At 72.3% G+C, this 16,878-nt stretch carries 14 protein-coding genes; 3 read left to right on the forward strand and 11 right to left on the reverse strand.

Going from position 1 to position 16,878, the window contains the following annotated elements:
• Positions 1–12 precede the first annotated feature (12 nt).
• The 8 genes from H4281_RS25065 to H4281_RS25100 all read right to left on the reverse strand — a co-directional run bounded on the left by H4281_RS25065 (position 13) and on the right by H4281_RS25100 (position 7,142).
• Complete coding sequence (locus tag H4281_RS25065; protein ID WP_182893374.1) at positions 13–1,929, reverse strand: peptidoglycan D,D-transpeptidase FtsI family protein; 1,917 nt, start codon at positions 1,927–1,929, stop codon at positions 13–15.
• The gene (ftsL, locus tag H4281_RS25070; protein WP_182893375.1) at positions 1,929–2,588 is read right to left on the reverse strand and encodes a cell division protein FtsL; all 660 of its coding nucleotides are present in this window, start codon (positions 2,586–2,588) and stop codon (positions 1,929–1,931) included. Before ftsL ends, H4281_RS25065 begins: the two co-directional genes overlap by 1 nt.
• Positions 2,585–3,541, reverse strand: coding sequence for a 16S rRNA (cytosine(1402)-N(4))-methyltransferase RsmH (gene rsmH, locus H4281_RS25075; RefSeq protein WP_182893376.1), 957 nt, complete (start codon positions 3,539–3,541; stop codon positions 2,585–2,587). The genes ftsL and rsmH overlap by 4 nt, the downstream gene beginning before the upstream one ends.
• A 193-nt stretch (positions 3,542–3,734) precedes the next feature.
• Entirely contained in the window at positions 3,735–4,166 is a 432-nt protein-coding gene (gene mraZ / locus H4281_RS25080) for a division/cell wall cluster transcriptional repressor MraZ (RefSeq protein ID WP_009080393.1), read from the reverse strand.
• Between the two features lie 773 nt (positions 4,167–4,939).
• Positions 4,940–5,638, reverse strand: a complete 699-nt coding sequence (locus H4281_RS25085; RefSeq protein ID WP_182893377.1) for an ESX secretion-associated protein EspG — start codon at positions 5,636–5,638, stop codon at positions 4,940–4,942.
• Positions 5,635–6,216, reverse strand: a complete 582-nt coding sequence (locus tag H4281_RS25090; RefSeq protein WP_182893378.1) for a PPE domain-containing protein — start codon at positions 6,214–6,216, stop codon at positions 5,635–5,637. The genes H4281_RS25085 and H4281_RS25090 overlap by 4 nt, the downstream gene beginning before the upstream one ends.
• Positions 6,217–6,238: 22 nt before the next feature.
• Positions 6,239–6,784, reverse strand: a complete 546-nt coding sequence (locus tag H4281_RS25095; protein ID WP_312872175.1) for a DUF3558 family protein — start codon at positions 6,782–6,784, stop codon at positions 6,239–6,241.
• Positions 6,777–7,142, reverse strand: coding sequence for a hypothetical protein (locus H4281_RS25100; protein ID WP_182893379.1), 366 nt, complete (start codon positions 7,140–7,142; stop codon positions 6,777–6,779). Before H4281_RS25100 ends, H4281_RS25095 begins: the two co-directional genes overlap by 8 nt.
• 264 nt (positions 7,143–7,406) lie before the next feature.
• Between H4281_RS25100 and H4281_RS25105 the strand changes: the two genes are divergently transcribed.
• The 3 genes from H4281_RS25105 (at position 7,407) to H4281_RS25115 (ending at position 12,410) form a co-directional block, all read left to right on the forward strand.
• Complete coding sequence (locus tag H4281_RS25105; RefSeq protein WP_182893380.1) at positions 7,407–8,471, forward strand: AAA family ATPase; 1,065 nt, start codon at positions 7,407–7,409, stop codon at positions 8,469–8,471.
• A 32-nt stretch (positions 8,472–8,503) separates the two neighbouring features.
• Positions 8,504–9,775, forward strand: a complete 1,272-nt coding sequence (locus H4281_RS25110) for a DUF58 domain-containing protein (protein ID WP_182893381.1) — start codon at positions 8,504–8,506, stop codon at positions 9,773–9,775.
• Positions 9,776–9,851: 76 nt separating this feature from the next.
• The gene (locus H4281_RS25115; RefSeq protein WP_182893382.1) at positions 9,852–12,410 is read left to right on the forward strand and encodes a transglutaminase TgpA family protein; all 2,559 of its coding nucleotides are present in this window, start codon (positions 9,852–9,854) and stop codon (positions 12,408–12,410) included.
• Positions 12,411–13,174: 764 nt separating this feature from the next.
• On the opposite strand, the gene H4281_RS25120 is transcribed toward H4281_RS25115, so the two are convergent.
• The 3 genes from H4281_RS25120 to H4281_RS25130 form a co-directional block, all read right to left on the reverse strand.
• Positions 13,175–13,579 carry an SCO2097 family morphological protein gene (locus H4281_RS25120; RefSeq protein WP_043827044.1) on the reverse strand — a complete coding sequence of 135 codons (405 nt, stop codon included), beginning with the start codon at positions 13,577–13,579 and terminating at the stop codon, positions 13,175–13,177.
• A gap of 1,147 nt (positions 13,580–14,726) precedes the next feature.
• A complete protein-coding gene (gene dinB, locus H4281_RS25125; RefSeq protein WP_182893489.1) occupies positions 14,727–15,944 on the reverse strand; it encodes a DNA polymerase IV in 1,218 nt (405 codons plus the stop codon).
• A 143-nt stretch (positions 15,945–16,087) separates the two neighbouring features.
• A complete protein-coding gene (locus tag H4281_RS25130) occupies positions 16,088–16,813 on the reverse strand; it encodes a methyltransferase domain-containing protein (RefSeq protein ID WP_182893383.1) in 726 nt (241 codons plus the stop codon).
• Positions 16,814–16,878: the final 65 nt, after the last annotated feature.

The following is a 16,878-nucleotide window of genomic DNA, read 5'->3' on the forward strand; positions in this document are numbered from 1 at the left end:
GAGGCGCGGCGGTCAGCCGACGACGAGCGGCACCACCGGCGACGGCCCGTCCGACAGCGGAATCTGGTACCGCTGCGACAGGTACGACGCGATCGAGTGGAACAGCGGGCCCGCGGAATGCCCGGCGGGCGTGCTGTCCGGCGCGTCGAGGCGGATGCCGACGACGAACCGCGGGTGGTCGGCGGGGAGGATGCCGGCGAAGGTGATGTTCGCCAGGCTCGAGCTGTAGGCCTTGGTGCGCGGGTCGATCTGCTGGCCGGTGCCGGTCTTGCCGGAGATCTGGTAACCCTCCAGCCCGGCCGACGGCGCGGTGCCCGCGTTCGGGCTCTTGGCGTTCTGCACCACCGCGCGCAGCATGTCCCGCACCGTTTTCGCGGTCTCCGGGCTCACCACGCGCTCGGTCTTCGGCGGCGCTTCCGGCGTGACAGTGCCGTCCGGGTTCTTCTTCGCCTTCACGATCCGCGGCTCGACGCGCAGGCCGTCGTTCGCGATCGCCTGGTACATCCCGGCCATCTGCACCACGGTCATCGAAAGACCCTGCCCGATCGGCAAGTTCCCGAACGTGGACGCCGACCAGTCCTTGCGCGGCGGCACGTATCCGGAGCTCTCGCCGGGAAGGCCGATGCCGGTCTTCTGCCCGATGCCGAACTTCTTCAGCAGCGCCAGATACCGGTCCGGGCCGACCTGCTGGGCCAGCTCCAGCGTGCCGACGTTGGAGGACTTCGCGAACACGCCGGTGGTGGTGAACGTCTGCGTGCCGTGCACCCACGCGTCGTGCACCGTCCGGTCGGCGACCTTGATCGAACCCGGCACCTCGAGCGTCGAGGTGGGCGTGGCGATCTTGTCGTCGATCGCCGCGGTCGCGGTGACCACCTTGTTCACCGAACCGGGTTCGTAGGGCGTGGTGATCGGCCGGTTGTTGAGCAGGTCGTCCTTGATCGTGGACGGGTCGTTCGGGTTGAACGTGCTCGCGTCGGCCAGCGCGTACACCTCGGAGGTCTTCGCGTCCATGATGACCGCCTGGCCGCCCTTGGCCCCGGCCTTCGCGACGTAGTCGCTCAGCTGGCGCTGCAGTTCGAACTGCAGGTCGGAATCTATGGTCAGCTCCAGATCGGAGCCGGGGACGGCGGCGGTGAGCACGTGCTCGGTGCCCGGCAGGTAGAGATTGTCGTTGCCGTTCTGGGTGTTCACGATCTCGCGGCCGGGCGTGCCCGCCAGGTCCGCGTCGCGCGATTTCTCCAGCCCGATCACGCCGTGCAGGTTGTGCTTCGACACGTCGGGGTCGTCCATCCGCCAGTTCGCCAGGCCGACGATGTTGGACGCGAGCGTGTCGCCGGGGTACTCGCGCTTGGCGCGCTTCTCCACGCTGATCCACGCGTACTTCTTGACGATCTGGTCGGCCACCGAAGGCTCGACATTGTCGACGAGGTAGGTGAAGGACTGCTGTTTGTGCAGCAGCGCCAACTGTTCTGCCTCGGTGGTCAGATGCGGTAGCTTCTGCGCGATCAGCTTCGCCGCGCCCGACACCTCGGTTTCGAAGTTGCGGCCCTTGTCCGGGTACTTCTTCGCGTACTCGTCCATCGTCTTGTGCAGCGCGCGCAGGTTCACCGACAGCGTGCGGGTTTCCACGCTGAACGCCAGTTTCGCCCCGTTGCGGTCCACAATGGACCCGCGCTGCGCCGGGATGTCGATCGTCAGGGTGCGCTGCCGTTCGGCCGCCGCGGACAACGCGGGAGCCTCGAACCACTGCACCTGCACCAGTTTCGCGCCCGCCACCACCATCAGCACGACGAGCATGATGCGCACCGCGGAAAACCGGCTGCGCTGTCCGCCGTTGCCCCGTTTCGCGACCGCGCGGCGGGTGCCCGCGGCGTAGGTCCGCCGCGCGCTGCCCGCCGCCCGGGAACGGCTGTTGCCGCCTGCCGCCATCACTGCCCTCCCCCGGCGAGGTCAGGCGTGGTGCCCGGCAGATCGCCTTCGATGCCGCCCTCAGCGGGCGGCGCGACGGGGGTCGACGGCGGCACGGCCGCGTCGTCCTGCGGCGCCTCGGCCTTCTTCGGTTCGCCGACGACGGTCGTCTTGCCGTCCTTGCCGACGACGATGCGCGCCGGGTCGCCGCCAGGCACCATGCCCAGTTGCTTGGCCGCGGGCGCGAGCGACGCCGGGGACTGGGCCTTCGCGACCTCGCGCTCCAGCCGGTCCTTCGTCTCCATCAGCGAAGCGCTGTCCGTGCGCAGCTTTTCGAGCCGGTACGAATCGGCGATCGCCTGCGTGGTGAACCACAGCGTCGCGGCGACCCCGACCGCCAGCAGCCCCATCATCACGAGCACGAACGACGCGCGCGATTGCGGCCAGCGCAGCTGGAACCGCGTGCGCACGGTCTTCGTCTCGACGTTTTCCGGTTCCGCGACCGGCTTTTTCGGCGCGCGCTGCCGCAGCAGGTCGGCCCGCTGCGCCCGCCGGGCGTACGCGCGCTCGGCCGCCGTCGTGCGCCGCCGAGCCGGAGCGTCGGCCTCGGTGACGGTGTTCCGCGGTGCCCGCTCCGCAGCGGTCGACGACGAGCGGCGGGACTTCGTAGGTGCGGTCATCGCGGCTCTCCGATCCGTTGTGCTGCGCGCAGCCGCACCGAGGCGGCCCGCGGGTTGTGCTCGATCTCGCTCTCGCCGGCTTTCTCCGCTCCCCGGGTGAGGAGCTTCAATTCCGGCCCGTGCCCGGGCAGTTCGACCGGAAGCCCTTCCGGCGTCCGGGATTTCGCCAGTTCCGCGAGCGCCTGCTTGACCAGCCGGTCCTCGAGGGACTGATAGGACTCGACGACGATCCGGCCGTCCATCGCCAGTGCGCCCAGCGCCGCGGGCATCGCCCGCCGCAGCACTTCCAGTTCGCCGTTGACCTCGATCCGCAGCGCCTGGAACGTGCGCTTCGCCGGATGGCCGCCGGTGCGCCTGCTCGCCGCGGGCACCGCGGAGTAGAGCAGTTCGACCAGCCTGCCGCTGCGGGTGAACGGTTCCTTCTCCCGCTCCGCCACGACGGCGCGGACGATCCGCTGCGCGAACCGTTCCTCGCCGTAGTCGCGCAGGATCCGGATCAGCTCGCCCGGCGCGTAGGTGTTGAGCACGTCGGCCGCGGTGAACCCGGTGGTCGGGTCCATCCGCATGTCCAGCGGCGCGTCCTGGGAATAGGCGAATCCGCGTTCGGTGCGGTCGAGCTGCATCGACGAGACGCCGAGGTCGAACAGGATTCCGTCCACTCGGGACAGTCCCAGTCCGGACACCGCTTCGGGAAGTCCGTCGTAGACAGTGTGGACCAGGTCGACGCGGTCGCCGTGCCGCGCGAGCCGCTCCGCGGAGCGCTCGAGCGCGGCCGGATCGCGGTCGAGACCGATCAGCCGGAGTCGGGGAAACGCGGCCAGCAGCGCGTCGGAATGGCCGCCGAGGCCGACGGTCGCGTCGACCAGCACGGCGTCGCGGCCGTCCAGCGCGGGGGCGAACAGTTCGACGATGCGGTCCAGCAGCACCGGAACGTGCTCTGCTGCGTCCGTCATGTCTTCCCCCCTTTCTGCCGCGAGTGTTTCCGGGGAAGATGCGGCGGATGCCGTCAGGTCCCTGCCCGCCCGCTTGCTGACCTGGCACCGGGGAAGGTGCGCCAGGGTCAAAGAGCGGACAGAGGCCTCACGGCATCCGCGTCGAACGGCGTACCCGCGTCCCCCGACGACGCAGGTGCGCTCAAGGCGTCTCCTAGAAGACGCCCGGCAGAACTTCCTCCCGAGCCTGTGCGTAGCTGTCCTCGTGTTCGTCCAGGTAGCCCTGCCACGCCTGGGCGTCCCAGATCTCGAGCCGGGTGATCGCGCCGATCACCACGCACTCCTTGTTGAGCCCCGCGTACCGGCGCAGCTCCGGCGCGATGGCGACGCGCCCTTGCCCGTCCGGACGTTGCTCGTCCGTCCCGGCGAACAGGTAGCGCTGGTAGGCCCGCACCGCCTCGTTCGTGAACGGGGCTTCGGCGACCTTCCTGGCCATCTGCTCGAACTCGGCACGGGGGAAGACGAAGAGACAGTGGTCCTGCCCCTTGGTGACCATCAGCCCGCCTGCCAAGGCTTCGCGGAACTTCGCGGGCAGCGTGAGCCGCCCTTTGTCGTCCAGCTTCGGGGTGTGGGTGCCGAGGAACACCGGCCTCCACCTCCCTACCGGATCCGGTTGGCTCCCCGCCCGGTTCCGGCTCGGGGGCTCCCTTCCGCCCCACTGGCCACCACCGTACCCCACTTTTCACCACAGTCAACGCGTCCCGCGCCCGCGCCACTCCGTCGGGTGGCGCGTTTGCGCAGGTCACGGAGGTGGGCCCAGGTGGGGGCACGGTGGGGGGACCGTGGCGAAGATCCCCCGCACCGGGGTCTCTCGCAACCTCGGAAGGCCTGAAACGTCCGCGTTTCGGCAGCGTGGGGACCCATGGTGGGGGTTGGTGGGGGAACCGGTGGGGACGGGTGGGGACGCGGGTGGAGCGGGGTGGGGAGCCGCGGTGGGGCCTGGTGGGGGGGCGTAGGAGGAAGGCGGATGGCTCGGCCGGATGCCGTGCGGGGGCTGGTGGGGAACCCCTCGCGGCGGTGCCGAGGCAGCCGCGGTGGGGCCTGGTGGGGCGGTTGCGGGGAGCCGGACGACTCGGCCGGATGCCGTGGTGGGGGCCGGTGGGGGACCGTGCGACGGGCACTGAGGCAGCCGCGGCGGGAGCGAGCGGGGGCCGCTGTGCCGCACGGGCGGTGAAGCGCGGCCTGCTGACCGCAGTCGTGAGTGGCGATACCGGTTAGAACCGGCATCGCCACTCACGAGGCCTGGCTGGACAGCGCGGGCTGCGGGCCAGTCCTGCGCGGGTCCGTGTCGTGAGTGTTCACGCCGGTTCCAACCGGCACGAACACTCGCGACCGACCGTCCACTTCAGACCACGGGGGTCAGCGCGGCACCAGCTCCATGACCCGCTCGGCCAGCCGCGCGCTGTCCACCGGGGACACCGTCACCCACTCCTGCCCACCGCGCCCGGGCGAGGACACCGCCGAATAGGCCCCGGCGTCCGTGTCGAACCACGTCAGCCCGCCGGTCCGGGACAGTTTCCCCGCCCGGTCGCGGGCGTGGACGGTGAACTGCCCCGCCGCGTACACCGGCCGGGCTTGGATCGCCCGGAGCTCCTCGCCTTGCGAGCCGCCGGGCGGCTCCCCCGCCGCGGGCAGCCGGACGCCGTACCCGGGGCCGGCCGAAAGCTCGGGCAGCACGTCGATGATCGCCGAGGCCAGCTCGCTTTCCCCGATGCCGCGCACGCCGATCGTCCGCGCCGGCTGCACGGCGAGCACCGCGTCGCGGCCGCGGAGCGCGGCGACCGCGCGAAACGGTTCGTCGGCCGTCATGTCCGCGAGCGCTTCGCACTCCACATACCGTTCCGCGGAAGCCAGCACGCGGAGGCTGTTCTCCAGTGCGGCGTCGAGACGGCCGTCGAAGAGGCCGCGTTCGCCGAGGTTCCGGTAGACCTCCGCGCGGATCGCGGAGCGGTCGGCGTCGGTCTCCCCCACGCTGCGCACCGCCAGCGGCGCGGGCGGGGCGTCGAGGCCGAGGTCGGCCCAGACGATGTCGAACGCGGACGCCGACAGGCTGATCAAGCCGGCCCCGCGCCGAGCGGCGGGACCGCGGGGAACTCGCCTTCGGGCAAGAGCCCGCGCAACGCGGTGTCCCGGGTGCGCAGGACGTCGATCGCCTTCTGCCGGGCGGCCTCGGCCTCGGCGCGCCGCTCGTCCATCGCGGACGACAGCCCGGCCAGCCGCACCAGGTCCCCGCTCGCCGCGGCGGAACGGATCATCGCCGCCGGGTCGAAGTCCACCGGCGCGGGCATGTCCGCGCGCGCCCGGGCGGCGACCTCGGCCTGTCCCTGCACGGCTTCCCCGACCTTCGCCGACACCACGGAGGTTTCGGCGAGCCAGCCGGACGCGGTGCCGAGCACCTTCCGCATCGCGTCGCCCGCGTCGCCCTGCCAGGATTCCTCGCTGCCCGCGGACAGCGCGACCAGCCCGCCGATCGAATCCTCGAGCCGTTGCGACAGCCCGGCCCACCGCGAACCCGATTCGCCCGCCGCGGCCGGGTCGTTGCCGTCGACCGCCTGCGCGGCGAGCGCCGCGTGGCTGAACGCTTCGTACCGCGCCGTCGGCTCGGGGGCCGGGGACGCAGCCGGGGTGTCGGTCACGACTTTCCTCCTCGCACGGGGTTCACGGCAGCTTCGGCTCGACCAGCCCGGCCACGTCGTCCGCCCGCGAGCAGGCGAGGTCCGAGTCGGCGAAGTTCGCGTTGTTCACGTCGACCTGCACGCTCTGCGCGCCGCCGACGTCGAGCAGCACCGCGCAGGTGCCGCGGCGGCCGGACACCTGCACCGCCTGGTGCGAGCCGACGTCCTTCTTGGTGCGCTTGCCGTCGGAGAGGTCGAGGTTGGCCAGCCCGTTGGTTTCGTCGAGGGTGACGGTGACGCCGAAGGTCGAGGGCACTGTCCAGTCGCAGGCGCGCGCCTCGCCGATCGTCTTCGGCTTGCCCTGGCCGGTGAGCCCGGCCGACGACCGGTCCTGCGGCGAGAGCAGCGCGCACGGGTCGAGCTTGGCCAGCGAAGGAGCCGACGAGGACGGCGGCGCGGGGGCGGGCGGGCCTCCGTCGGCGGGCGCGGCGTGCGAGATGCCGGGCATCCGGCCGCAGGAAACGAGCATGGCGAGCCCGGCGAGCGGGAGAAGAAGGAGCGCGGCACGCGCCGCGGAACGGTCAGCCACCGGTGCAGTCCACGCCTTCGGCGGCTTCGCTGTCCTGGTCGCGGTATTTCTCCAGCGCGCCGCCGATGCGTTTCTTCAGCCCGGCGATCTCTTTCCCGAACGCGGTGAGCTGGTCGACCGCCGAGCCGTCGCGGCCGAGGCCGTACTTCGCCATGAACGCGCCGACCTCGCCGGCGTACCCGCCGCCCAGCGGCACCGACCGGCCGAGCACGGCGGCCTCGCGGACCATCTCGCCGACGACGTCCTGCAGTTCGCCCAGCTTCGAATACGTCGCGGACGCCAGTTCGGGCGTGACCGCGAACCGGCCGCCGGACAGTCCCGGGAGCCCGGCTTTCCGTTCCGCCTCGGCCTCGCTCATGCGCGGATGCACCTCTTCCGACGTCGAACCGTGGTCGGGCGACTTCGTTTCGGAGCATACGACAGTGCATACGGTCAGCGGGATCACCTGAAAATGCCTCATAATCACCCGTAAGAAGGAGCGCCGGGGTGGCTGGGCGTCACCATGAAACGATCTCGGGGTTCCGCCGCCCAGTTCTCCCGGGTTTGACACACTGGGGAGAACGCTGGACAGGCGCGCATCCCCGCCGGTTCCCGTCCAGCTATTGCGCCACCAGGAGGTCGAGTGACGTCGAGAATCCAGTCCGCTTCCCCCGCCGGGCCGCACGGCAACGGGTCCGGGCAGCCGCCGTACCCGGCGGTCGAGTCCGCGGACGGGCTGGCTCCGGTCCCGGCGGCCGGGCTCGGCGAACTGCACGACACCGCGCGCCGGATCGCCGCGAACGTGGAGCGCGTCCTCGTCGGCAAGCCGGACGTCATCCGGATCGCGCTGGTGACCCTCCTCGCCGAGGGTCACCTGCTTGTCGAGGACGTGCCGGGCGTCGGCAAGACCTCGCTCGCGAAGGCGCTCGCGCGCTCGATCGACTGCACCGTCAGCCGCGTGCAGTTCACCCCCGATCTGCTGCCCAGCGACGTCACCGGCGTCTCCATCTACAACCGGCAGACCGGCGAGTTCGAGTTCCGGCCCGGCCCGGTGTTCGCGAACATCGTGGTCGGCGACGAGATCAACCGGGCCTCGCCGAAGACGCAGTCCGCGCTGCTGGAGTGCATGGAGGAGCACCAGGTCACGGTCGACACGAGCACCTACACGCTCGGCGCGCCGTTCATGGTGATCGCGACGCAGAACCCGATCGAGATGGAGGGCACCTACGCGCTGCCCGAGGCCCAGCGCGACCGGTTCACCGCGCGGGTGTCCATCGGCTACCCCGACCAGCAGGCCGAACTGGCCATGGTCGACGAGCATTCCGGGCACAATCCGCTCGCGGACCTGACCCCGGTGTCCGACGGCGAAACGATGCTGCGGCTGATCGAGACCGTCCGCGGCGTGCACATCGCGCCGGAGGTCCGCCGGTACGCCGTCGACGTCGTGGCGGCGACCCGGCAGGTGCCGGAGATCCGGCTCGGCGCCTCGCCGCGCGCGACGCTGCACCTGGTCCGGGCCGCCCGCGCGCAGGCCGCGCTGTCCGGGCGCGACTACGTGGTGCCCGACGACCTGCACACGGTCGCGGCTCCCGTGCTGGCGCACCGGCTCGTGCTCACCACCGAGGCGCACGCCGCCCGCCGTTCGGCGACCGACGTGGTCCGCGCGGTGCTGCACCGCGTCCCCGTCCCCCAGGGCTCGGCCCGCTGAGGCGCGTCCCGCTACCCGATTAGGGAATCCGCATGCTGCGCGCGCTTTCCGGCCTCACCACCCGAGGCCGCTGCCTCCTCGCCGCCGGGATCGCGGCCGCGGTGTGCTCGCTGGTGCTCAACGAACGCGACCTGCTGCGGGTCGCGGTGTTCGTCGTCGCCCTGCCGCTGCTGGTCGCCGCCTACATTTCGGCGACCCGGCTGCGGCTCGGCGCCGCGCGCTCGCTGCGCCCGGACCGGGTCGCGGCGGGTTCGGCAGGCGAGGTCGACCTGGAATTGTGGCGCAGCGGACGGCTGCCCGGCGGCGAGGTGCTGCTGGAGGACGGCGTGCCGTACGCGCTGGGCGCCCGCCCGCGGTTCGTGGTCGAAAGGCTGCCGCACGACCGGCGCGTGCTGCTGCGGTATCCGCTGCGGCCGGCCATGCGCGGGATCCAGCAGGTCGGGCCGCTGCGCGCGACGATCACCGACCCGTTCGGGCTGTGCGAGTTCGAACGCGAGCTGATCGGCCATTCCCGGCTGGTCGTCGTGCCGCGCGCGGTGCCGCTGTGGGGTCTGCCCGGCGGCGCCGGGGCCGGGGCGGGCGACGACGGCAGCGTGCGGCTGCATTCCGGGCAGGGCGAGCCGGACGTCATCGTGCGGCATTACCGCACCGGCGACGACATGCGGAAGGTCCACTGGCGGTCGACCGCGCGCCGCGACGAGATCATGGTCCGCATCGAGGAACGTCCTTGGCGCGGCGGCACGACAGTATTGCTGGACCACCGCGCCGCGGCGCACCACGGCAGCGGGCCGACGGCGAGCCTGGAGTGGGCGGTCTCGTTCGCCGCTTCGGTATCGCTGCATCTGCGCCGGACCGGCCATCGCGTCCGGCTGGTGACCGAACACGGCATTTCGCTGGCCGACTCCCCCGCTGACGGCGGCGAAGGCTACGACAACCTGGTGCTCGACGCGCTGGCCGCGCTCCAGCCCGCGCACCAGCGGGACGTGACGCTCGGCCACGACCCGGCCGAGGGACAGGAACTGATCGCGATCCTGGGGACGGTGAGCGCGGAATCGGTGCACGAGCTGACCCGGTACCGGGCCCGCGGAGTCCGCAGTCTCGCCGTTCTCCTGGACACTCCGGCCTGGGCGGGATCGGCCTCGCCGGACCACCTCGCCGCGGCGACCGAGGAATCGGCGGAGCTGCTGCGCGGAGCCGGATGGGGCGTCGTGGTGGCCGGGCCGCGGACGCCGATGCCCGAGGTGTGGGGTCTGCTGTGCCGCGCGGGCACCCATCGGTCGACGGTGATCGGCGGGACGCGATGAACCTGAAGAAGACCGTCGTGCGCGGCGATGCCGGTGCTGACCGGTGTTGCCGCTCACGAGCACGCAGGGGGATCCGATGACCACCACCGCTCCCCGCCCGTCCGGCGCGCCGCCGATCCCGCACACCCCGACCCCGCAGCCGACCGATCCCCCGCCCGCGTGGCGGAGCAGCGTCCTGCCGCCGATCGCTGCCGGCCTCGCGACGCTGTGCGCGGCCACGTCGCTGACCAGCGTCGTCTCCGGCTGGGCCTGGTTCGGGTACCTCTTCGTGGCCGTCGTGCTGGTCGCGGGCACCGGGCTGGCGCTGCGGTCGCTGCGCGCGCCGACCGTCGTCGCCGGGTTCGGGCAGTTGCTGGTGCTGCTGTTCCTCATCACCGGGGCGTTCACGACGCAGGGCGTGCTCACGATTTTCCCCGGGCCCACCGCGTTCGGCGAACTGCGGGCCACGCTCACCGCGGCGGCCGACCAGATCCGGATCGGCCTCCCGCCGGTCGACAGCACGCAGCCGATCCTGTGCCTGGTGACGATCGCGGTCGGCCTGGTCGCGGTGCTGGTCGACACGCTCGCCGTCGCCGCGGCAGCGCCGGCGGCGACCGGGCTCGTGCTGCTCTGCGTATACGCCGTGCCCGCGGCGCTGTCGGACGAACTGATGCCGTGGTGGACGTTCGTGCTCGGCGCGGGCGCCTTCGCGTGCCTGCTCGCGCTCGACGGCAGCCACCGGCATCGCCGCTGGCGCAACCGCGACGCACCCGGCTCCGGCGGCACGCTGCGGCTGATGCAGGCCCCGGTGGCCGTGGTCAGTTCGGCGATCGTGCTCGGCCTGCTGGGCGGCGGGATCACGATGGTCGGGACCGTCGGCAAGATCCCATTCGGCTCCGGGCCGGGCGGCGACGGCGACGGGACCGGCGGCTTCGGCATCGCGCCGTTCACGCAGTTGCGCGGCCTGCTCGACCAGGGCCAGAACACCGAACTGTTCCAGGTTCGCGGCCTCGGCCCGGACCGGCGGCTGATGCGCGCGTTCACCCTGGACACCTACACCCCGAACAAGGGCTGGGGCCTGCGCGCCGGCGGCCAGGCGCAAACCGGCGTGCTCGCGAACAGCACGCTGCCCGCCGCGCCCGGCGACGACGGCACCGGGGTGTCGCGGCAGATCCAGATCCAGCCGACGCGCTGGGTCGACAACTGGCTGCCGGTCTACGGCGCCCCGCGCGCGCTCCGGGGCGTACCGCCGCAGTGGCTGTACGACCGGGTCAGCGGCTCGGTGTTCACCACGACGAGCGAACCCGCCCCGGCCTACGTGGAAACCGCTTCGCTCAAGGAGCCGACCGCCGCCGAATTGCGCGACGCCGCCCCGAAATCCGACGAGGTCCCCGCGCTGTACACGCGGATCGGCCAGGTCGACCGGCGCGTCACGGCGCTGACCGAACAGCTCACCGCGGGCAAGACGAACAACTTCGACCGGGCGACCGCGCTGTGGCAGTACTTCAGCGCGCAGAACGGTTTCGTGTACGACACGAAGACCGCGGACGCCACCGACGCCGACGCGCTCGCCGACTTCATCCTCAAGGGGAAACGGGGCTACTGCGAGCAATACGCGTCGGCGATGGCGGTGATGCTGCGGGTCGCGCACATCCCCGCGCGCGTCGCGATCGGCTTCACCCCCGGCGTTTCCAAGGGCGACTACCAGTCGATCAGCTCGCAGGACGCGCACGCGTGGGTCGAGGCGTACTTCGGCGACAAGGGCTGGGTCAGCTTCGACCCGACCCCGCTCGCCGACGGGCGGGGCATCGTCCCGCCGTATCTCCAGCAGAACACCCAAAACCCGCAACAGCCCAACGCGACCGACGACCTCCCGACGGCCCCGCGCTCCGCTTCGCCGTCGACAGGTGCGTCGACCGACAAGGCCCACGACCAGGCCGCCCCCGCCGCCCCGGCCGATTCCGCCCCCAACGACAGCTGGCTGACCTGGCTGGCTCTCGCCTTGGCTGTCCTGGGCGCCGCCGCCGTTGCCGCGTCGTACTTCCTGCGCCGCCGCCCCCGTCCCGGCCTGACCCCGTCCGGAGTCCCGCCGGGTGCCACACCGGACGGGAACGTGCTGGTCAGAAACCCAGTCACCGCCCCGACCCCGGTGCACCTGGCCGCCTTGTGGCTGCCCTTGGCCGGAGCCGTCCTGCTGGTCGCCGCTCTCGGCCTGCTGGCCGGGACCGTGTCGTGGTGGTTCGCCGGGGCGGTGGTCCTGATCCTCGCCGCGACCGGCGGCCCTGCCGCGGTCCGGGATCTGACGCGCCGCCGTCACCTCCAGACGATCGCGACGCACTCCTCCGGTGCCGCCGACGCGGCTTGGCGCGAGCTGAAGGCGGAGTGCGCGGACCGGGATCTGCCCATCTCCGACAGCGACACGGTCCGCGTCGCCGGCGGGAAGATCGCCGAACGCCACCGCTTGGACGACTCGGGCCGGGAGGCTTTGCGCACCGTGCTGGGCGCGGTGGAACGCAGCTGGTACAGCGACGAGGCGGCCCCGGATCCGACGCTGGAGCCCGCTTTCGGGCAGCTGAGGGAGAGCCTGCGCCGGACCGCTCCGTTGTCGATGAGGGGCCGGTTGTTCCCCCGATCGGTCCTCCGCCGACGGCGGTGAGCTTCGCGCCTTGGCTGCGATTTGCCGCGCCGCCAAGCCTTGTCTTGGCGGCCGGCGCAGTGAGGCGGGCGAAACGACCCGGATGCGTTCCCCGACGGGGGACGGCCCCTCGGGCGGGAAGTCGTCGCGGCGACTCGCGTGGCCCACGCCGCGGCAAACCCGGCGGCCTGCTTGTTCGTCCCAGTCCCGGAAACCGCAGCGACGCGCGCCAAAGTGTGCGCGACGGCACCGCCCAGCGCGAGCGCGTTCAACTGACGGCTCGACAGACGCGCGGCGACCGCGCTTACCGCGATCACGATCGACGGAACCGTCAGCGGAGCCCGCCGCAAAACCCGGCAGCCAGCCCGCCCGAGACCCCGGAAGCCGCCGCAACACGCGGGATCCGCCGCGAACCCGAGCGGCTTGCCGTCCCGGCTCAGACCCGAATCGGCGCAGTCACTGCCACACGAGCGGGGCCCGCCCGGGTGCGGTTCTCCACGCGGAATCCGCGCGGCCCGCCGGCCCTGACCCGCCTCGGCGAATCCGCTGTGCCCCGGCGTGGCCGCACCACGTCGCCCGATCCGGTGCCGTGTCCAGATCCGTCCGCCGGGTGGGACCGCATTGCCCGGAGCGCGACCAGCGTCCCGACCAGGCGTACGCGAGTCAGGTCTGCCGTCGAGCGTGCCGAGGGCCGGAACCTGTGTCCCGCTAAGCGGTGCAGCCGGTGCCCGCGCACGAGAATCCGCGCTCCGCCCCGAGGGGAGAAGCGCGGATTCGCCGTCGTGCTATTGGCCTTCGAAGCGCTGGCGGAAACGTTCCTCCATGCGCTGCGTGAAGGAGCTCTTGCGGCCGGATTGCTTCCCCCCGCCGCCTCCGTCGTCATGGCTGTTCTTGCCGCCGCTGTCGCTGTGGCGCAGCGACGTCACGGCCATCATGACCCCGAAGAACATCACGAGGAACCCGAGCACGCTGACCACCGGCACGTCGGCGACCCGCAACACCGGGATCACCACACCGAGCACCAGCAGCGCAACGCCCACCACGAACAGGGCGATCCCCTGGATGCGCCGACGGCGCGCGGGTCGGCGCAACCGGGTGCCGCGCACCGTGGATGCGAACTTGGGGTCCTCGGCATAGAGCTCGCGCTCGATCTGGTCGAGCAGCCGCTGCTCATGCTCGGAGAGTGGCATCTTTCCTCCTCCGGCACAGCTGTCGCGGGCGCCGGGCCGCGCAACGTCCTGGACCCAACAGCCAACCCCAGGCGGGGTGGCACTGTCCAGGATACGAGCCCCGCGCTCGTCCGACTACCCGATCCCCGATCCGGAAATGATCGAATCGGGGGAAATCCCGCACAATGCGGGTTGACAGTGCGTCACCGCGACGGAAGTCACCCCCATCGGCGCAGCCCAGGCCGTCGCGCCGCCCCGTCGGCCTCCCCCGCGCGGGGTCCCTCGTCACGGAGAGAAACCGTCTTCGCGCCGACCACCCGCCCTGCCGACGCCCCGGTCCGCCCGATCTTCCGCCGATCGATACCGTCCGCCATTCATTCACCCGGCCGTCTCCGAGATCGGCAATTCCCCACCGCCCGAACAGCCCGGGTCCTGCTGACTCAGCGCTACCGGCGGACCCCTGTTCCGGGCGTCGCTCAACCGCCTCGCAACCGGACGCCGACTCTCCGCCAAGCGGTCATCTCGGCGAGGTGCCCACGAACCAGCCGGGAAGGACAAACCCGGCCGAAAGGCGGCTCAGGCGGCAGCGGCCGACCAGACGGACCGACTTCCCCCGGACGCGTACCGGCATGGTCCGCCGCCGAGCAGTCGCGGAGACCGTCGGGGACACCCCGTCGGCCAGGCGCAGAATCCGATCCGGATCCCGCCGCCCGACGCTGGGCCCGTCCCGGCGCGTCGCACCGGTCCGGCACGAGGGACGTTGGCTTCGCCAGCGACGCGAAGACTTCCCGGCGCGCAATCAGCTCCGGGCCCGGTGCCCGGTCTTGCCCTTGCCCCCACGCCAGGCGGCGCGAGGCCGGACCCCACTTCGCGGGGCGGGGCGAGACCGGACCCACCTCGCCGGGCGGCGCGAGACCGGACCCACCTCGCCGGGCGGCGCGAGACCGGACCCACCTCGCCGGGCGGCGCGAGACCGGACCCACCTCGCCGGACCTTCTTCGCGGGGGCGGGGTCTCGGGAAGGCGAGGACGGGTTCGATCGAGGCGTCGCGCGGAGAACGTGTCCAGGTTCCGCAGCGTCACTCCAGAGGGCGAAGGTTTCGCGCGGGAAGCGGCGCGCGGCACCCCTGCCGAGCGACTCAGCGGGCCTCAGCCCTTATGCCACACCGTCACTCCTCCCGAGGAGAGAGCAACGAAGCAGGCCGGATAGCCGCCGATCCGAACTTCAGCCTCGCCACGTCCGCGGCCACCTCCGCGTCCCGCCAGCGAGGCTCGTCGTTCGCGAACGACAACTGCTCTCCCCCGTCGCCGGTGTCCAGGCCTTCCACTCGCACCCCGATCAACCGGACCGCTCCCGTCGGCGCGTGCTCGGTCAGCAGCTCTACTGCCGTGCGGTGGATGTCGCGGGCCACGTCGGTCGCCGAGAGCACCGTGCGCGCCCGGGTGATCGTGCGGAAATCGGCGAACCGCACCTTGATCGACACCGTCCTCCCGCGCAGCGCGCGCGACCGGAGCGTCGCCCCGACCCGTTCGGACAGGCGCAGCAGTTCCACACTCAGCTCGCCGCGGTTCAGGACGTCGACGTCGAAGGTGTGTTCCGCCCCGATCGACTTCTCCGCCGACTCCGGTTCCACCGCCCGGTCGTCGTGGCCGTTCGCCAAGGCCCACAGGTGGTCCCCGGCCGCGCGGCCGACCGCGCGCCGCAGCCGGGCGGGCGGGGTGGCGGCGATGTCCGCGATCGTGTGCCAGCCGTGTTGCCGCAGCTGTTCCTCGGTCCGCTTTCCGACGCCCCACAACGCCGACACCGGCAGGGGGTGCAGGAACTCCAGCGTCTCGGCCGCGGGGACGATCACCATCCCGTCCGGTTTGGCCATCCCCGAGGCCAGTTTCGCCACGAATTTGACCTTCGCGACCCCGACCGAGCACGTGATCCCGTGCTCGGCCTCCACCCGCTCCCGGATCCGCGCCCCCAGCGCGCCCGGAGTGGTCCCCAGCCGCCGCAGTGCGCCTCCTACGTCAAGGAACGCCTCGTCCAGGCTCAGCGGCTCCACCAGCGGCGTCAGCTGCCGGAAAATCCCCATGACGCCGCGCGACACCTCTCCGTACAGCCCGGGCGTCGGCTGGATGCAGACGAGCTGGGGGCAGAGCCGTTTGGCCGTGGCGAACGGCATGGCCGAGCGCACGCCGAAGCGCCGCGCCGGATAGCTCGCGGCGGCGACGACCGAGCGTGGGCCGCCGCCGGACACGACGACCGGCTGGTTCGCCAGCTCCGGCCGCGTGCGCAGTTCGCACGACACGAAGAAGGCGTCCATGTCCACGTGAAGAATCGAGCACCCGGTGTCGTCCGGCAGCTCGGTCGCGCCCGTGGTGACGCGGTAGCGGGCCATCCCGCTCGGCAGTTCGGTGTTTCTCCCCACGCCTCCGGACGCTACCTGCCGCCACCGACAATTCCCGGCGCACGAGCCCCGGCGGCCACGCTTACGGGTGGCGCGGATCCTCGCCAGGACGGTTGCCGAGGCAGAAGAGCGGGTTAGCCTCGCCGGGCGATCGCGTGCAGCCGGCCCGCGACGTCGCGCAGCGCGGGCACCGCCGACGCGCTCAGCTCGAACTCGGCCAGCTCGTCCTCGCGGACCCCGCCCGGCACGACATCCGAGATCACCCGGTCACCCTGCAGAAGCGTGACCTCCAGGCCGGCCGCCACGAGCGAATCGGTCAGCCCGGCGCTGTCGTACCGGCGCAGCACGGTGTCCCCCGCGACGATGCCGTCCGGGCCTTCCATCAGCTGCTGAGCCTCGGAGATCCGCCCGGCCAGCGCGCGATGCAGCACGGCCGCGGTGCGGTTGGCCACCAGCACCGACACGGCCCCGCCCGGCGAAACGGCCGCCGCGAGCGCGTCGAGCACGGCGCGCGGGTCGTCCACGACCTCCAGCAGGCCGTGCGCCAGCACCAGGTCCGCCGATCCGGCCTCCACGTGCGCGCCGAGTGCGTCGGAGTCGTCCGCGATCACCGTGATCCGGCCGGAGACGCCCTCCTCTTCGGCGCGGCGGCGCAGCGTCGCGAGCGCGTTCGGGTTCGGTTCGACCACGGTGACCAGGCATCCGGCCGAGGCGAACGGCACCGCCCAGCCGCCGCTCCCGCCGCCGACGTCGACGACGACCGGCTGCTCCACGCCGCGGGCGCGGGCGGCCCGCAGTTCGGCCTCGAGCGCCCGGCGAACAGCGCCCGAACCCCGGGCGGCCACGGTGTCGGTCTTCATGGCCGACAGGGTAATGGCCGCCGGTCACTTGCCGTGACCCGCGTGGGCGCCGCAGCGGCGTTCGC

This window comes from Amycolatopsis dendrobii (assembly GCF_014145675.1).
GTDB lineage: Bacteria > Actinomycetota > Actinomycetes > Mycobacteriales > Pseudonocardiaceae > Amycolatopsis > Amycolatopsis dendrobii.